Annotated in this window: 13 protein-coding genes and 3 pseudogenes; 9 read left to right on the top strand and 7 right to left on the bottom strand. The window is 35.6% G+C overall.

The window, feature by feature from the left end; genetic code table 11:
- The first annotated feature begins 2 nt into the window (after positions 1–2).
- The 4 genes from fabZ to ffh all read left to right on the top strand — a co-directional run bounded on the left by fabZ (position 3) and on the right by ffh (position 6,574).
- Positions 3–434, top strand: coding sequence for a 3-hydroxyacyl-ACP dehydratase FabZ (gene fabZ / locus OPR21_RS01085; protein WP_265030027.1), 432 nt, complete (start codon positions 3–5; stop codon positions 432–434).
- A 45-nt stretch (positions 435–479) separates the two neighbouring features.
- Positions 480–3,383, top strand: a complete 2,904-nt coding sequence (locus OPR21_RS01080) for an FAD-dependent oxidoreductase (RefSeq protein ID WP_265030024.1) — start codon at positions 480–482, stop codon at positions 3,381–3,383.
- Positions 3,384–3,686: 303 nt separating this feature from the next.
- The gene (locus OPR21_RS01075) at positions 3,687–5,246 is read left to right on the top strand and encodes a proton-conducting transporter transmembrane domain-containing protein (RefSeq protein ID WP_155969468.1); all 1,560 of its coding nucleotides are present in this window, start codon (positions 3,687–3,689) and stop codon (positions 5,244–5,246) included.
- Positions 5,231–6,574: a signal recognition particle protein gene (gene ffh / locus OPR21_RS01070; protein ID WP_151808007.1), complete on the top strand. Its 1,344-nt coding sequence runs from the start codon at positions 5,231–5,233 to the stop codon at positions 6,572–6,574. The genes OPR21_RS01075 and ffh overlap by 16 nt, the downstream gene beginning before the upstream one ends.
- A 100-nt stretch (positions 6,575–6,674) precedes the next feature.
- Here ffh and OPR21_RS01065 read toward each other — a convergent pair whose 3' ends face one another.
- The gene (locus tag OPR21_RS01065; RefSeq protein ID WP_265030022.1) at positions 6,675–6,896 is read right to left on the bottom strand and encodes a hypothetical protein; all 222 of its coding nucleotides are present in this window, start codon (positions 6,894–6,896) and stop codon (positions 6,675–6,677) included.
- Positions 6,897–7,819: 923 nt separating this feature from the next.
- Here OPR21_RS01065 and surE point away from each other — a divergent pair.
- Entirely contained in the window at positions 7,820–8,572 is a 753-nt protein-coding gene (surE, locus tag OPR21_RS01060; protein WP_265015522.1) for a 5'/3'-nucleotidase SurE, read from the top strand.
- 20 nt (positions 8,573–8,592) lie between these two features.
- Here the strand turns inward: surE and hisS are convergent, their stop codons facing one another.
- Together hisS and OPR21_RS01050 are read right to left on the bottom strand one after the other, a co-directional pair.
- Positions 8,593–9,819 carry a histidine--tRNA ligase gene (gene hisS, locus OPR21_RS01055; RefSeq protein ID WP_265030020.1) on the bottom strand — a complete coding sequence of 409 codons (1,227 nt, stop codon included), beginning with the start codon at positions 9,817–9,819 and terminating at the stop codon, positions 8,593–8,595.
- Positions 9,816–10,388 carry a NifU family protein gene (locus OPR21_RS01050; RefSeq protein WP_049973585.1) on the bottom strand — a complete coding sequence of 191 codons (573 nt, stop codon included), beginning with the start codon at positions 10,386–10,388 and terminating at the stop codon, positions 9,816–9,818. Before OPR21_RS01050 ends, hisS begins: the two co-directional genes overlap by 4 nt.
- Positions 10,389–10,557: 169 nt before the next feature.
- Here OPR21_RS01050 and OPR21_RS01045 point away from each other — a divergent pair, with 169 nt between their 5' ends.
- From OPR21_RS01045 to OPR21_RS01035, 3 genes are all read left to right on the top strand, one after another.
- Positions 10,558–10,809: a J domain-containing protein gene (locus OPR21_RS01045; protein ID WP_236514981.1), complete on the top strand. Its 252-nt coding sequence runs from the start codon at positions 10,558–10,560 to the stop codon at positions 10,807–10,809.
- Between the two features lie 85 nt (positions 10,810–10,894).
- On the top strand, positions 10,895–12,127 hold the full coding sequence (locus tag OPR21_RS01040; RefSeq protein WP_264337924.1) for a cytochrome b: 1,233 nt from the start codon (positions 10,895–10,897) through the stop codon (positions 12,125–12,127).
- A 368-nt stretch (positions 12,128–12,495) separates the two neighbouring features.
- A complete protein-coding gene (locus OPR21_RS01035; protein WP_265030290.1) occupies positions 12,496–13,254 on the top strand; it encodes a cytochrome c1 in 759 nt (252 codons plus the stop codon).
- Positions 13,255–13,504: 250 nt separating this feature from the next.
- Here the strand turns inward: OPR21_RS01035 and OPR21_RS01030 are convergent, their stop codons facing one another.
- From OPR21_RS01030 to OPR21_RS01015, 4 genes and pseudogenes are all read right to left on the bottom strand, one after another.
- A complete protein-coding gene (locus OPR21_RS01030) occupies positions 13,505–13,639 on the bottom strand; it encodes a transposase (RefSeq protein WP_406829215.1) in 135 nt (44 codons plus the stop codon).
- A gap of 365 nt (positions 13,640–14,004) precedes the next feature.
- Positions 14,005–14,662: pseudogene (locus OPR21_RS01025) on the bottom strand (IS5 family transposase); the annotation flags it as partial.
- 86 nt (positions 14,663–14,748) lie between these two features.
- The gene (locus tag OPR21_RS01020; RefSeq protein ID WP_406829253.1) at positions 14,749–14,883 is read right to left on the bottom strand and encodes a transposase; all 135 of its coding nucleotides are present in this window, start codon (positions 14,881–14,883) and stop codon (positions 14,749–14,751) included.
- A 365-nt stretch (positions 14,884–15,248) separates the two neighbouring features.
- Positions 15,249–15,916 (bottom strand): annotated as a pseudogene (locus OPR21_RS01015) (IS5 family transposase); the annotation flags it as partial.
- A gap of 119 nt (positions 15,917–16,035) precedes the next feature.
- On the opposite strand from OPR21_RS01015, the pseudogene OPR21_RS01010 reads away from it, so the two are divergent.
- Positions 16,036–16,158: pseudogene (locus OPR21_RS01010) on the top strand (IS630 transposase-related protein); the annotation flags it as partial.
- Positions 16,159–16,213 lie beyond the last annotated feature (55 nt).

Genomic DNA, 16,213 nt, shown 5'->3' with positions numbered 1-16,213 from the left:
TTATGCAATTTAATATCAGTGATATTATAAAAATATTACCACATTCTTATCCGTTTCTCTTAGTAGATAGAGTTATAGAGTGTGATCCTGGTAAAAGTATAAAAGCAATCAAAAATGTGACTTTCAATGAGCCATTTTTTATTGGCCACTTCCCTGGTCATCCAATAATGCCAGGAGTCTTGATAATTGAATCTCTAGCTCAGGCATCTGCTATATGTGTTCTAAGTAAAGAAACAATAGAAAATAAAGTTGTTTACTTGAGATCCATTGAAAATGCAAAATTCAGAAAGCCAGTTACTCCAGGGGACACATTGATTCTTCAAGCTAACATTCAAAGTGTGTGTTTAGGTGTACACAAATTTAGGTGTATTGCATCTGTTAGCGAAGAAAAAGTTGCAGAAGCAACAATCTCAGCAGTACTGCAAAATAAATAAAATCTTCATCTGTAAGAAACAGCATGTACACTTTATAGTATAGCAATGAAGCTGAATTTCAAAATCTCATTTTCGAATCTATATACTCGCAATGGATTAACAAAATTAGATGAGACATTTTTGAATTATATTAAATCATGTGATGAGAGCTTGTTTTGTTCATTAATTGAAGCAAGAGAAAAAGCAGCTTCTTCTTCGATGTCATCCCAGTGTCACCTCCCATCATCCCAGTGTCACCCCCCGTCATCCCAGTGTCACCCCCCGTCATCCCAGTGCTTGACACTGGGATCTAGAAAACAAGAAGGACGATCAGCTACTTGGATGACAGATAGCCAGCTCATTATAGACCTTTCGTACTTACTTGATGAATTTATTGCAAAACTTTTCAACATTGAAAAAGAAATAGAAGAGCTAAAGAAAAAGCACAACGACTTTGCTGTAATATATAAATGCAAAAGGTTATTTGTCCAACGCTATGCATTGAAGAAATACACTAATGTGGCGAATATAGATATTACTAACAAACTAAGTCATTTTCTCACTTTGCCAACAACAGAAAAAAATTTCGCTGAGCAGGTGATGCATTGGTTTGAAGATAAAGAAAATCACAAAGAGGAAATAGAACTTGCGGCACAATATGCAGTGTGGAGAGTAAAAAATAAACAGAGCATATTATTTAGCATACATAAAAAAATTGACCACGAAGACCTCATACCATTTTCTAAAAAAGAAGTGGACAAAGTTGAAGTGCTGTATTCAAATGAAGTAAAAAGACGATACGGTTTTGATCTAACAAGCAAAAAGGTAAGTTTGAATAAAGCACTAGATAATGCTCACTACTGCATATTTTGTCATAAGCAAAATAAGGACAGCTGCTCAAAGGGGCTAATTAATAACGACAATACTTTTAAACAATCTCCACTAAAAGTTGAACTGCACGGCTGCCCACTAGAGCAGAAAATATCAGAAATGAATCTGGTGAAAAGCGAAGGATACAGCATTGCAAGTCTTGCAATTGTGATGATAGATAACCCATTATGTGCGGCTACTGGACACAGAATATGCAATGACTGCATGAATTCGTGCATATATCAAAAGCAAGAACCCGTAAATGTGCCAGCAATTGAAACAAGGATTCTGGATGATGTGCTCAGTTTACTGTACGGATTTGAAATATATTCTCTGCTCAGCCGTTGGAATCCTTTAAATTTTCAGTGTCCATTGCCAAGAGGAAATACTGGAAAAAACGTTCTAGTTGTAGGTCTTGGTCCTGCTGGTTTTAATTTAGCTCATCATTTGTTGAATGATGGGCATAACGTTATTGCCATTGATGGACTAAAGATTGAACCTTTGATCGATAATTTCCAGCTAATTAAAGATTTCAAACACGAAAAATTGAGTGAACGCATGGCAGAAGGGTTTGGTGGGGTGGCAGAATATGGTATTACTTCTCGGTGGGATAAGAATTACTTAAAGATTATTAGATTACTGCTGGAAAGACGTGAGCATTTCGCACTTTATGGAGGCATTCGTTTTGGTGGCACGATTAATGTTGATGACGCGTTCAACTCGGGTTTTGATCACATTGCCCTAGCACTTGGCTCTGGCAAGCCACGAATGATCAAAATAAAGAATATACTAGCTCGTGGAGTGCGTATGGCATCTGACTTTCTTATGTCGTTACAACTGACTGGCGCTCTTAAATTTGATTCTATAGCAAATCTGCAAGTTCGTATGCCGATAGTTGTCATAGGGGCTGGGCTTACTGCGATTGACACTGCCACTGAAGCTTTAGCGTATTATCCAATTCAAGTAGAAAAATTTCTTCTTCGTTATGAGATATTAGTTGATAAGTATGGAAAGGACTGTGTTGAAAAAGATTGGACAGAAGAAGAACGCGAAATTGCGAATGAGTTTATATCGCACGCACAATTGATCCGAGAAAAGCAAAAGTTAGCAAAAAAAGAGAATAGAGAAATAAAAATATTAGAGTTAATGCAGAGCCTCGGGGGAGTGAAAGTTATATATAGAAAAGAGCTAAAAGATTCACCAAGTTATCGATTAAATAGCGAAGAGGTGCAAAACGCATTATCAGAAGGGATTTACTTTATTGAAAACTTAGAGCCAGTTGAAGTTGTGACGGATAAATATAACCATGCTGAATTAATAAAACTAATAGACACAAAATCCGGCGAAATCAAACGTATAAAAGCACGTTCTATTTTTATAGCAGCAGGTACTGAGCCAAATACAGTTATTGCAACAGAAGATAAAAGGCATTTTAAATTAAGTAATGGGTATTTTACTCAATTGAATTCATCAGGAAAAGAAATGGATCCAATATTTTCTCCTAAGATGCGAAATAAAGACAGAATATTAGTATACAAGCAAGGCAATAAAACAATTAGCTTTTTTGGTGACCTTCATCCTTCGTATAGCGGCAGCGTCGTGAAAGCTATGGCAAGTGCTAAGAACGGCTACCCTATTATTTCCCAGCTTTTGAGTAGAGTTAATAGCTTCGTTTCTGTCATTCCAGTGTGTGATGTTGTGGGCCAGAAAAAAAATGCGTGGTCAAGTGTTGAAGACCTGGCTAATAAAGAATTATTTAATAGAATCAAAGAGCAATTCACTGCAAAGGTTATAAAAGTTCAATATTTAACAGACAAAGTTGTGGAAATAGTGATCAAAGCACCTCTTGCGGCAAAGAATTTTAAGCCTGGGCAATTCTTTAGATTGCAAAATTTTGAAACCAATGGCAGAAAAGCCAATAATACAAACCTTGCTATGGAAGGTATAGCCGTAACCGGCACTGAAGTAGACAAAAAAAAAGGAATTATTTCCACTATTGTGCTGGAAATCGGCGGCTCCACTAATTTATGCAGACACTTAAGAGAAGGCGAGCAAATAATTCTTATGGGCCCAACTGGCAGCCCTACTGAGGTTTACTAAGTCTCAATATTAAAGTGATGCCAAATTTTATTTCAAAAAGTAAATAATTTACTAACGCTCGTGCACAAATTAAAAATAAATTATGCACGAGTGTAGCGTTATGAATTAGGAGTGCTATATTAAAGCTTACCTCACTATTAAAGCTATCGGTCAGATTAGATTAAAAACCTAATCTGACCGGTTTCTCTATAACCCTCTAAACTCTGATATAATTATATGATAATTAGTTTAATTAGTGGTTAATATGCAAATTGATTTTATTCATATATTGAGATAGCATAAACCATATTGGTTTTAATTATTGTGCAACTTTATAAATCGTCACTGTTACTTCTACTGACTGTATTAATAGTTATAGTCCTAAAATTACCTGAAAATTTGAGCATTGCAGTAAATTGGTCTCTCCCAATTCTAGATTTTGATTTATCTTTTCGTACCATACTAATATCTTTTTTATCAGTTGCATTTTTAGCTGTTCTACCAGCACAAAATTTGACTTTTTCAGAGATGCTATCTTTTGCTGCTTACACTATTAGTTCACTTTATGCAGTTTTATCTGAACATATGATATTGGTTATAATATTCTGTGAATTAATGACCATCAGTGCATTTTTTATTATCGCAGCTAGCTGTAGAGATAGTGGACCTGCAATAAGGTACGCTTGTGTACACTTTTTCGTTGGAGTTATATTAATAGCAGGATTGGCACTTCAAAGCACTAACCTGATAATTTTGGGTTTATTGATAAACTGCGCTTGTTTTCCTTTTTCATTTTGGGTTGTTGATGCATATCCTGCTGCATCGCTACATGGCACCACATATCTCTCTTTATTTACCACTAAAGTCTCTTTTTTAGTGATGCTTTTACACACTTATAACCTATGGCAAGATTGTACTGAAATATTAGCGCTTGTAGGCGCCATCACTGCAATTTACAGCATTATATTTGCTTCTCTTGAGCAAAATATTCGCAGATTTTTATGCTATAACGTTGTAGGACAAATGGGCTTGCTGATTATTGCAGGAAGTTTGCTCAGTCCTTCGGAAAAAGCAATACCAATTTTGATACTGCATATAATCTTCTCTCTTGTTTATCAATCATTATTGTTTGTGGTCAGTAATTCGATTATTTCACAAACAAAAACAATTAGTTTTAATGGAGTGGGTAAACTGATGTCAGTGGAAGGCATGTGTGCTATAATCGCAATACTTACAATGGCTGCATTTCCTGGAACCGTTGGATTTATCAGTAAATCATATATCACAGCTGAAATTGAAATGAACACTGTTGCCTTAAAAGGGTATAAAAATTTATATAAGCTTCTAAATTTGCTGCTTCATTTAAGCGTGGGGCTAAAGTTTCTTTATTACTTATTTATTGCAAAAAGTAAGTCAAAACCTTTAGCAGAGAGAGGAGGCAAAATGACTATGATTATTTTAGCATTTATATGCGTAATCGCTGGCAATCCTTACTTACCTATTTACAATAAACCTTCGATTTTCGATTTTGTGTACAACACAAAAAATATTTTGTCGCAATTTAATTTGTTACTATGTACCACTTTATTGTTTATTCCTTTACGCAAGTTATTTTACCCGAGAGTAAATTTTAAAATGGATGTTGATTGGATTTTTAGAACTTTCATATCCTATATTGTCTTGTTGTTCAATCAGTTAGTCTCTAAAACTAGAGAAATGTTTGCCAGCGTAGTGCAAAACTTGACTAATCCACTTACTGGTTTATACTTTAATAATATTACTAAACTTAAAGAAGTGCTGGGTTATAACTCAGTGAGTTTTGTTTCAGCTTCTTCTCTCTTTTTAATGAGTATTCTACTAATGCTATTATGTTTAAATCGTTAACTGAAAGTTTAAATTCTGTATTTAGTAAACTGAGAGGAAAGTCAATCATTTCTGAAGATGATTTTAATCTTGCCATGCGTGAAATACGCATAGCCTTAATTGAAGCTGACGTTTCACTTGAAGTTGCAAAAAAATTCATCAACGACATTAAAGATAAAGTGATTGGGGAAAAAGTCATAAAAAGTGTTTCTCCAGCACAAATGATAATTAAAATTGTACAGGATAATTTAGTTGCAGTTCTCGGATCAGAGAAAAGTGACTTAAATCTAGCAGTTAAACCCCCTGCTGTGATTATGATGGTGGGCTTACAAGGTGCAGGTAAAACAACTACCTCAGGAAAGCTTGCTTTAAAACTAAAAAAGCAAAAGAAAAAAGTGATGCTTGCCTCTTTAGACATTTATAGGCCTGCTGCCCAGAAACAACTTGAAGTGCTAGGTAAACAAATAGATGTGCAAACTTTACCTGTAGTAATAGATGAGAAGCCCATTACAATTACAAAAAGGGCACTGGCAGCAGCAAAGAACGATAATTATGATGTATTAATACTAGACACTGCAGGCAGGCTTCATATTGACAATAATATGATGAATGAGTTGAAAGCCGTAAAGGAAATAGCTTCACCTGCAGAAGTTATTTTAGTAGCCGACGCAATGATAGGCCAGGATGCGGTCAACATTGCCAAATCATTCAATGAGGTAATAGGTGTAACCGGCATTATTCTTACCCGTGTTGATGGTGATGCACGTGGTGGTGCTGCTCTTTCTATGAAAATGATCGCCGATTGTCCAATTAAATTTATTGCTTGTGGTGAAAAATTAAGTGACCTCGATGATTTTTATCCAGATAGAATTGCAAAAAGAATACTTAGCATGGGTGATGTTGTCTCATTGGTTGAAAAAGCTGCTGAGATTGTTGGTCAGGAAGAAATTGATAAGTTACAAAAGAAAGTGAAAAAAGGTAAATTCGACCTAAACGACCTAGTGGGAATGTTAAAAACTCTGAGTAAAATGGATGGCATTAGCAACATAATGAAATTCATTCCTAGTTCATTCACAAAAAAGCTAAGTAGCAGTGTGCCAGATGACAATAAAGTGAAAAAATATATAGCCATCATAAACTCAATGACTGAAAAAGAAAGGCAAAATCCAGATATTTTAAATGGCAAAAGAAGACTTAGAATTTCTAAGGGGTCCGGAACAACTGTAACTGACATTAATCTTCTAATTAAGCAGTATAATCAAATGAGCTCTATGGTAAATAAGTTCAGTAAAGTTGACCATAGTAAACTCAAAGAATCTGATTTGATGGATATGCTAAGCAGAAAGTAAGTGACCTTACCTTTAGCTATATCAAAAGCCGGCTTAGGTCTCGCAAAAAAATTTACAGCTTCTTGCTAGCCAAGAAATTTATTATTAATTTTAAGAAATACTATAGCTGACCCAAGCAACACGTCATACCGCGATTCATTTCATAACTGTACGAACATTGTAGTGTGGGCCACCAGTGGGGTGTCATCCGAGTAGCTTGACTACTTGGATCCAGAAAAAGAATGGTGTCATGCAAGTAGCCTCCTTCTCCTGTCATCCCAGCGCCCAGAGGTGTCATCCGAGTAGCTTGACTACTTGGATCCAGGAAAAAGAATGGTGTCATGCAAGTAGCTGACACTGGTCTCCATCCAAAAGGGTGTCATCCGAGTAGCTTGACTACTTGGATCCAGGAAACTTAATTGCAAGTAATGCATTGGGTTTGGTGAGTATGGGTTTTGCGTTATAGAATGAAGCACTTTTTGTGAATTTGTAAAGAAAACTGGATCCAAGTAGTCAGGGCACTGGGATGACATCATCCTTTTTTTTGGATTCCAGACTGGAATGACAGCAGTCCTACGTCATACCGCGATTCATTCGCGGTATCTCTAAATCCCGCTAACAAGCAGCGGGATGACGGTTGTCGTTTAGCTATAAATATTTAAGAAATTTACTAAACAGAAAAAAGGCAAAAGAAGCCCCGTAGTTGGCTAATTACTTACATTATACTTTCAAGTATGGCGTTTTTTTATTCTAAACGCTTAATAACCGCGATTTAGCTGCTTTTTAATGCAACTAACCTTTAGTCATAAATGTTTAAGAAATTTACTAAACAGAAAAAAAGGCAAAAGAAACCCTAGGGTAGCTAGTTATTCACTATCCATTTTTTAAGTTGGCGTTTTTTTATGTTTTAAACGCTTTATAAGCGCGTTTCAGCTTATGTAGGTAGAAGTTTTATAAAGACATAAGGTGCACATAGTGCAAAAAATTAAACATGAGACGCCAGATACGTGAGTTTTTTTGTCATTTAATCTGTACAGAGAAGATAAATAAATAGCTTCAATGTTTATGATAAGGGGGCTGGCGGAGTTTGTCAAGCAAGTTTTTCGTTTCTATTGTAATGACAGTTATGGCCTGTGCAAGAAATCTATTGATTTACAGCAGGTTCTTTGTTACAGTCCACAGTTATGCAAAGAAACTTAAAGCCTCATGAGTTTATTTACAGCCAGTGGTTTACATAATTTGGAGCTGTATAGCTGAGTATTGTATATGATAATATTAATAACAAACGATGATGGTTTTGGAAGTGAAGGAATAAAATTACTCAAAGAGGTTGCACGGAATTTTGCGTCAGAAATATGGATAGTGGCACCAGATACTGATAGAAGCGGGGCTGCAAGATCTCTTGATTATCCAGTGAAACAATCTATTGGAATAAAACAACATAGTGAAAGGGAATTTAGTGTGTCTGGTACTCCTGCAGATTGTGTCATTATTGCGCTAAATAAAGTTATGAATAAAAAACCAGACTTAATATTGTCCGGAGTAAATATTGGATCAAATGTCGGGGACGATATTTGTTATTCAGGAACAATTGGTGCTGTAATGGAAGGTGCTGCAAGGTCTATACCTTCTATTGCGCTAAGCCAAGTTTATCATGATAAAATAGACTGGCACAATACAAAGGTTTTTGCACCAAAGGTTATTGCCAAGCTAATTAAGGTTGGTTGGCCTAAAAACATAGTGATGAGTGTAAATTTTCCTGCTACGGAAAAAGTAAAAGGAGTAGAATTTGCTGAACAAGGTGAATATAACATTGATGGGGATTTAACTTTTACTGAAAATTCGAATGGCTCTTTTAGCTTAAATTGGTCTCGAGAGCACTCAGGCAGTGGTAGTGTAAATAAAATAAAAGAAGGATTTATTACTATCACACCAGTAAAATTAGATTTTACAGATTATGATACATTGAATGCTATGAAAAATTCTTGTGCAGACGAATTTTCTTCTATAGCTGACTGAGAAAAACATTTGCATTGCTCCTAATAGATATTTTCTATTGTGTTATCGCGAGCAATTATTTTTTCTTCACCTGTATCCATGTTTTTAATCTTTAAAGTTTTACTATTCAATTCTTCATCGCCAAAAATTAAAGCAGCTTTAGCATTTGCTTGATTTGCTTTTTTCATTCGGGTTCTGAGCGTTCCGCTATATTCATAGATTACATATAAACCATTTCTGCGCAATTCATTTGCAAGTGTTAAAGCATGTTTTTCAGCCTCTCTACCGATTGGAATTAGGTAAATAGGTCGCTCTTCTTTCGGAGAATAATTGATTAACTCCATTATGCGCTCAATACCCCCTGCAAATCCTATTGCTGGAGTGTGTTTTCCACCTACTGAAGATACTAAATTATCGTATCTTCCACCGGCAAAAACTGCCCCTTGTGCACCTAAATCCTCTGTAACAAACTCAAACACTGTGTGGCAATAATAATCCAAACCTCGAACTAGTTTATTGTTTACGGTATAAGGTATATCAAGAATTGTTAATCCATTTAGTATTTGTTCAAAGAAATCTGAGGACTCTTTCGTATAATAATTGCTGATTTTAGGCGCATCAGAAATTATTGATTTATCTTTCTCATCCTTGGAATCCAGTATTCTGAGTGGATTTTTGATCAACCTATTTTTGCTATCTTCTGATAGATCATTTTGATACTTTGTAAAGTATAAGATCAAAGCTTCTCTATATTTAGTTATTGTTTCACCATCACCTAAAGAGTTGATTTCCAGCTTTACATTTTTATTGATGCCAAATTCAGTTAGTAAGTGCTGAGCGAGTGATATCAATTCAATATCAGCTTTTGGATCTTCTATGCCAAAAACCTCAAAATTTATCTGATGAAATTGCCTTTGTCTTCCCTTTTGCGGTCTTTCGTAACGAAATGCAGGTCCTGTTGAGAATAGTTTTATCGGTGTTTGTAGTTTTTTTTCAATGAGTAGCCTGACAACCGCTGCAGTGAACTCAGGACGTAAAGTTATGCTCTTTCCCCCTTTATCATTGAAGCTATACATCTCTTTAGTGATGATATCTGAGCTATCACCTAAGGTTTTTGTAAAAACTTCCGTGTACTCAAATATTGGAGTTTGGGCGGGCAAAAAGCCGTATAGACTTGAGATTCTATTTGCTGTTTGCTCTATGTATTTAAACTTGTACCATTCATCAAACAGGAGATCTTTTGTTCCTCTAACTGTTTGATTAGTCATAGTGTGGTCTCTATACCTGCAACCTCTGGTATGTGGTAGCTCAGCATATTCTGCACTCCTTGCTTTAAAGTAATTGCAGCACTTGGGCATCCAGAGCAGGCTCCTTGCAGCTCAACATAAACTATTCCATCTTTATAGCCACGGAATTTGATATCACCACCGTCTTGAGCAACTGCAGGTTTGATATAACTTTCCATCAATTCTTTTATTCTATTTACAATTTCTATATCATTTTCATCGAAAAATTCCTCATCTGATATATTATTATCATTCACTCCTTCTTTATCTAGCGCTTTTCCACCTGAAGTAAAGTGATCCATGATTGTAGTTAAAATTTCTACTTTTAGTGTATCCCAATTAATTCCACCCAATTTTGTTACTGAAATAAAATCATGACCAAAAAACACTCTTACCACATGTTCTATTTGAAAAAGATTTGCTGCTAACTTGGAGTTTTTTATTTCATCTGCATTTGAAAAATCAGCCGTTTCTCCTTCGTTTAGAATTGCAAATCCAGGAAGGAATTTTAGCGTATTTGGGTTTGGTGTTTCTTCAATCTGGATGAACATGTTATTTACCATGACAATTATAATTGTTACTATTTAATCATAAAATGATAAAAAAATATACATGTCATTCATCTTTTTTCTTTTTTTAGTATTCATAGTAATTACATTTGTCTTGCCTAGCGTTGTTGTATTTTTTCTTTTCCTGACAAAAAAAAATAACATAAGTTTCATGATGAACTCTATATTGAGTAAGTTTTTGAACGAATTTAATAGCAGTAGAAGTTATACTGAAAATTACACTGGTGACAACATATCCAAAGATGAAGCATTAAAGATACTGGGGCTGAATCCTGAGGCAAGTCAAAATGAAATCAATAAAGCATATCAAAATTTAATGAAGTTAGTTCATCCAGATAAGGGAGGCTCGGAATATTTTGCACAAAAGTTAAACGCGGCACGTGATAGGTTGCTGAAGAGGTAATTAATATTGCTTTAAAGTTTTTATTTGTGCATAAAGGATAAGCTGCTACAATAAAACGAGTTAAAGGTAGAGAAAGCTTTAAGTTATGCAAGATGATACTAAAAAAAAAACAACGATAGAAGAAGAAAAAGGCATATTAGGGTGGATAGAATATAGACTGCCTATATTTTCTTTTCTAAAACACACCGCTTCTTATCAAGTACCAAAAAACTTAAATTATGCTTGGAACTTTGGCTCTTTGGCTGGTATAGCGCTAATTTTACAAATAATAACAGGTATATTTCTTGCTATGCACTACACTCCGCATGTTGATTATGCGTTTAATAGTGTAGAGCGCATAATGCGGGATGTGAATTACGGGTGGTTAATACGCTACACTCACGCTGTTGGAGCATCGCTCTTCTTTATGGTAGTCTATGTTCATATAATGCGTGGATTATATTACGGATCTTATAAAAGACCGAGAGAGATGGTGTGGTTTATTGGAATATTTATATTTTTTGCAATGATGGCAACTGCCTTTATGGGATATGTATTGCCTTGGGGACAAATGAGTTTCTGGGGTGCAACAGTTATAACCAACTTATTTTCTGCTATACCTTTAATTGGCAATAAAATAGTTATATGGTTATGGGGTGGTTTTTCAGTGGATAACCCAACACTTAACCGTTTTTTCGCTCTGCATTATCTTCTGCCTTTTGTTATTATTGCTTTAGCTATGCTTCATGTGATAGCTCTGCATAGGTTTGGCTCTGGTAACCCAAGTGGAGTGGAGGTAAAATCAGATAAGGATACCATCCCTCTCTATCCTTATTATATAGTCAAGGATTGCATAACTTTTGGTCTGTTTTTTGTAGTTTTGTTCGCATTTGTTTTCTATGCTCCCAATTATCTTGGGCATCCAGACAATTATATAGAAGCTGACTCTATGGTAACTCCGGTACACATAGTGCCAGAGTGGTATTTTTTACCTTTTTATGCAATGCTACGTTCAATTCCAGATAAACTTACTGGTGTGCTTACCATGTTTGCGTCTATTTTAGTGTGGTTTTTGTTACCTTGGCTTGATAAATCAAAAGTTAAAAGTGGTGCTTATCGCCCGGTGTTTAAGAAATTTTTTTGGGTTTTTGCAATAAATTTTGTACTTCTTGCCTGGCTTGGAGGACAAGAGGTAAAAGAGCCTTACATCACTATGAGTAGGCTATCTACTCTTTATTACTTTGCATACTTTGTGATAGTTTTACCACTGCTTAGTAAGTATGAAAAGCCAAAAGAACCACCAAAAACCTTAAGTGATTCTGTGCCGGAGATGAGGTGATGTCAATTCAAAGCAGATCTCTTACAAAATTCTCTGTCATCCCAGAACTCTCTTCTGTCATCCCAGAGCCCTCTTTTGTCATCCCAGTGCTTGACACTGGGATCCAGAAAAAAAATAAATGGATTCCAGCATCATGTACACAATTGTATGAACGTTGTATACAACACACAGTGTCATTCCACTATCTTCCGTTGTCATCCCAGTGCTTGACACTAGGATCCAGGTATAAAAATACTTACAAATCATGCAATGGACAACAGATTCTAGGAGTGCACGATAACCATAATGTCAGTGATGAAATAAGCTGGATTCCAGTGTCAGCTACTTGCATGACATCAATTCGAAATTTACTAAAACAGTGGTTATGCATGGGATCTAATGTATTTGCAATCTTCTGCATGTTATTTCTATCTAGTCTTATATCTGCAGAAGAATTTAAATCATCACCAAATAAGAAAATAGACTGGAAATTTGATGGAATTGTCGGATCTTTCGATAGAGAGTCAATTCAGCGTGGCTATAAAGTGTATAAAGAAGTCTGTGCTGCTTGTCATTCAATGAATAGGGTAGCATTTCGTAATTTGCAAGATGTTGGTTTTTCTGAAGAAGATGTAAAACAGATTGCAGCTTCTTATCAAGTTAAAGATGGCCCAAATGATTTGGGTGAAATGTTCGATAGACCTGGAATACCTTCGGATTATTTTATTGCACCTTTTGATACAAAAGAAGCAGCTGCAGCAAGCAACAATGGTGCAGTCCCACCAGACTTATCATTAATTATTAAAGCAAGGTATGATGGTGCAAATTATGTCTATTCATTGTTAACAGGCTATCAAAACGGCGAACACGATGAAAATGATTTATATTTTAATTCGTATTTTCCAACAGGCAGATTAGCTATGGCGCCACCACTTTCTGAAGGAATGGTGGAATATGATGGTGCAAGGCAAGCCACAGTTGAAAATATGGCGTATGATGTGATAAATTTTTTACAATGGGCAGCAGAGCCAGAATTAGAGCGCCGGCATAAACTTGGATTAAAAGTAGTGGCGTATTTTATAATTTTAACAGTGTTTTTTGTATTAACTAACAACAAAGTTTGGAGCAAGCTCTATAAAAAGAAGTGATAGTCAATTTTGCCTCAAGCACAATGGTTGTCATCCAAGTAGCTAACACTGGTTCCTTTATGACAGTGTCATCCGAGTAGCTGACACTGGGATAGCTTTGTCGCATCGTACCTTATACGGTAATAATTTACGATAAATTCATGTAGCCATTTCGAATTTAGCCATACCAATGTCAGTAAATTTATTAAGCAAATAGCACTTAATGAGCAGTTCTTTTTCACGATTTAGAGGTTGTCCACAAACCAGTAAATCAAGCATATTCCCTACTTAACATAACTTTACTCATAGCCAGATATATGAAACTTTCAGTAGATGTTGTAAGTAAATCGTACTCCTTTGATAGCCTTCTATTTCTATTGATCCAAGCAAAAGTCCTCTCTACCACCCACCTTCTCGGCTGTACTGAAAATCCAGGATCCCGTTGGGCTTTGTTGCATCGCTAGCTATGATGGATTAAAGATAAAAAAGATAGGGAATATCAGTAGCTTATTATTCTGGTATTTATAACAAGAACGGTCAGTGAATACCTAAATTTGAGTAAAAGAAATTTCACTACCACTCACTAATCTGGCTAAAATTCAAGAATTTCAATGCTTTAGCTATTTTCAATAGAATTAAATTTATTAATATAAATAACAAATTACTATTCTTAAATTTGATCAGATTGATTGCAAAAAAACAAGATTTTCAATAGGTTGCTTATAATCCTAACTATAGTTAGCCTTTCATAAGTAGCGATGCAACAAAGCCATCCCGTTGTGGCAATAGTTCTAGTGGTGTATCTTTATGCACCCAAAACCTACATGGAGGCCTTTTGACAATTTCAATATCTATCCCATATTCTCTCTTTACGTAATCCTTTAAATCTTTTCCTTGGTATCCCATATCAGCCCACATTTTCTTAATATTGCTGTATTTTTCCTTCATATTGTCCAATGCCATCTTCACCCCATCTCTGTCATTTTCGCTTGCAGCTCCTACATAGCAACCAAGCACAAATCCTTGAGTATCTGTGATTATATGTCTTTTTCTCCCCTTTACCTTTTTCGCACCATCATAACCTTTGCCCCCCCTTTTTCCGTGGTTTTTACCGATTGACTGTCCACTATGCATGCGCTCGGCTTCCCATTTTTGACCTACTATATTTAGTGATATCATAGTTCATTTTCTCAAAAATTCCCTGCTTTTTCCATCTTCTAAACTGTTCATGCACAGCCTTCTACGGCGGAAAATCGTGTGGTAAATAGCGCCATTGACATCCTGTGCGCAGTATATAAAGAATTGCATTTACTATCTCACACTTACTGTATTTTGGTGGCCTTCCTCCTTTCTTGTACGATACTCTGAAGTGTTTTTCTATTCTTGCCCATTCCCTTTTACTTAAATCTGTTGGATATTTTTTCCTCATCTCTTACCTCAATATTCTTTCTTTATATACTACGTATTCCTTGGTTTGTGGACAACCTCTTAGAGGTTGTCCGGAAACTAGTAAACTTAGGCATATTCCCTCCGTAACATAACCCTACTCATAGCCAGATATATGAAACTTTCAGTAGATGTTGTAAGTAAATCGTACTCTTTTGATAGTCTTCTATTCCTATTGATCCAAGCAAAAGTCCTTTCTACCACCCACCTTCTCGGCTGTACTAAAAATCCAGGATCCCGTTGGGCTTTGTTGCATCGCTAGCTATGATGGATTAAAGATAAAAAAGATAGGGAATATCAGTAGCTTATTATTCTGGTATTTATAACAAGAACGGTCAGTGAATACCTAAATTTGAGTAAAAGAAATTTCACTACCACTCACTAATCTGGCTAAAATTCAAGAATTTCAATGCTTTAGCTATTTTCAATAGAATTAAATTTATTAATATAAATAACAAATTACTATTCTTAAATTTGATCAGATTGATTGCAAAAAAACAAGATTTTCAATAGGTTGCTTATAATCCTAACTATAGTTAGCCTTTCATAAGTAGCGATGCAACAAAGCCATCCCGTTGTGGCAATAGTTCTAGTGGTGTATCTTTATGCACCCAAAACCTACATGGAGGCCTTTTCACAATTTCAATATCTATGCCATATTCTTCCTCTATATGGGTTTTTAAATCTTTTCCTTGGTACCCCATATCAGCCCACATTTTTTTTACTTTAGTATATTTTGTTCTCATATTGTTTAATGCTATTTTAATACCATCTCTATCATTTTCATTAGCAGCTCCTACGTAACAACTTAGTATAAAACCCTGAGTATCTGTAATTATATGTCTTTTTCTCCCCTTTACCTTTTTCGCACCATCATAACCTTTGACCCCCCTTTTTCCGTGGTTTTTACCGACTGACTGTCCACTATGCATGCGCTCGGCTCTTCATTTCTTCCCATTTTTGACCTACTATATTTAGTGATATCATAGTTCATTTTCTCAAAAATCCTCTGTTTCTTCCATTGCCTAAACTGCTCATATACAGTCTTCCATAGCGGAAAATCATTTGGTAAATACCGCCATTGGCACCCTGTACGCAATACATAGAAAATTCCCTCTAACATTTTTCTTTTACTATATTTTGGCGGTCTTCCTCCTTTTTTGTATGATACTCTGAAGTACTTCTCTATTTGTGCCCATTCCCTTTCACTTAGATCTGTTGGATACTTTTTTCTCATCTTTACCCCATACTAAAATTTCAAATATCATAGCCTTTTACCTGTTTCCGGACAACCTCTTATAGCTCTTTTCATAGAAGTCCGGATGTGATAAGGATAGATAATGATAAGGAGGTTGAATGCCAGCAGCATATAGTTATGATTTAAGAAAAAAAGCAATGGAGGCGCTAGACGAAGGAGAAAGCAGAGAAGCAGTGGCAGCAAGATTTAAGATTGGACGAACTACTTTATGGGAGTGGCAGCACTGTAGGCTTGACCATAAATTATGTTAAGATAGAAAATGACTATTTTAGATAG

Source organism: Wolbachia endosymbiont (group A) of Philonthus cognatus, from assembly GCF_947251755.1.
Classification (GTDB): Bacteria; Pseudomonadota; Alphaproteobacteria; order Rickettsiales; family Anaplasmataceae; genus Wolbachia; species Wolbachia pipientis.
Note: the sequence above shows the minus strand (reverse complement) of the source record. Positions and strands in the feature narration are given on the sequence as shown.

Excerpts from the sequence above, each read along its gene's own strand:
- OPR21_RS01035 (WP_265030290.1), top strand. The coding sequence starts at position 12,496 with ATGGGATCTAATGTATTTGCAATCTTCTGCATGTTATTTCTATCTAGT.
- OPR21_RS01050 (WP_049973585.1), bottom strand. The coding sequence starts at position 10,388 with ATGTTCATCCAGATTGAAGAAACACCAAACCCAAATACGCTAAAATTC.
- OPR21_RS01045 (WP_236514981.1), top strand. The coding sequence starts at position 10,558 with ATGATGAACTCTATATTGAGTAAGTTTTTGAACGAATTTAATAGCAGT.
- OPR21_RS01080 (WP_265030024.1), top strand. The coding sequence starts at position 480 with ATGAAGCTGAATTTCAAAATCTCATTTTCGAATCTATATACTCGCAAT.
- hisS (WP_265030020.1), bottom strand. The coding sequence starts at position 9,819 with ATGACTAATCAAACAGTTAGAGGAACAAAAGATCTCCTGTTTGATGAA.
- OPR21_RS01065 (WP_265030022.1), bottom strand. The coding sequence starts at position 6,896 with ATGACACCATTCTTTTTCCTGGATCCAAGTAGTCAAGCTACTCGGATG.
- fabZ (WP_265030027.1), top strand. The coding sequence starts at position 3 with ATGCAATTTAATATCAGTGATATTATAAAAATATTACCACATTCTTAT.
- OPR21_RS01040 (WP_264337924.1), top strand. The coding sequence starts at position 10,895 with ATGCAAGATGATACTAAAAAAAAAACAACGATAGAAGAAGAAAAAGGC.
- surE (WP_265015522.1), top strand. The coding sequence starts at position 7,820 with ATGATAATATTAATAACAAACGATGATGGTTTTGGAAGTGAAGGAATA.
- ffh (WP_151808007.1), top strand. The coding sequence starts at position 5,231 with ATGTTTAAATCGTTAACTGAAAGTTTAAATTCTGTATTTAGTAAACTG.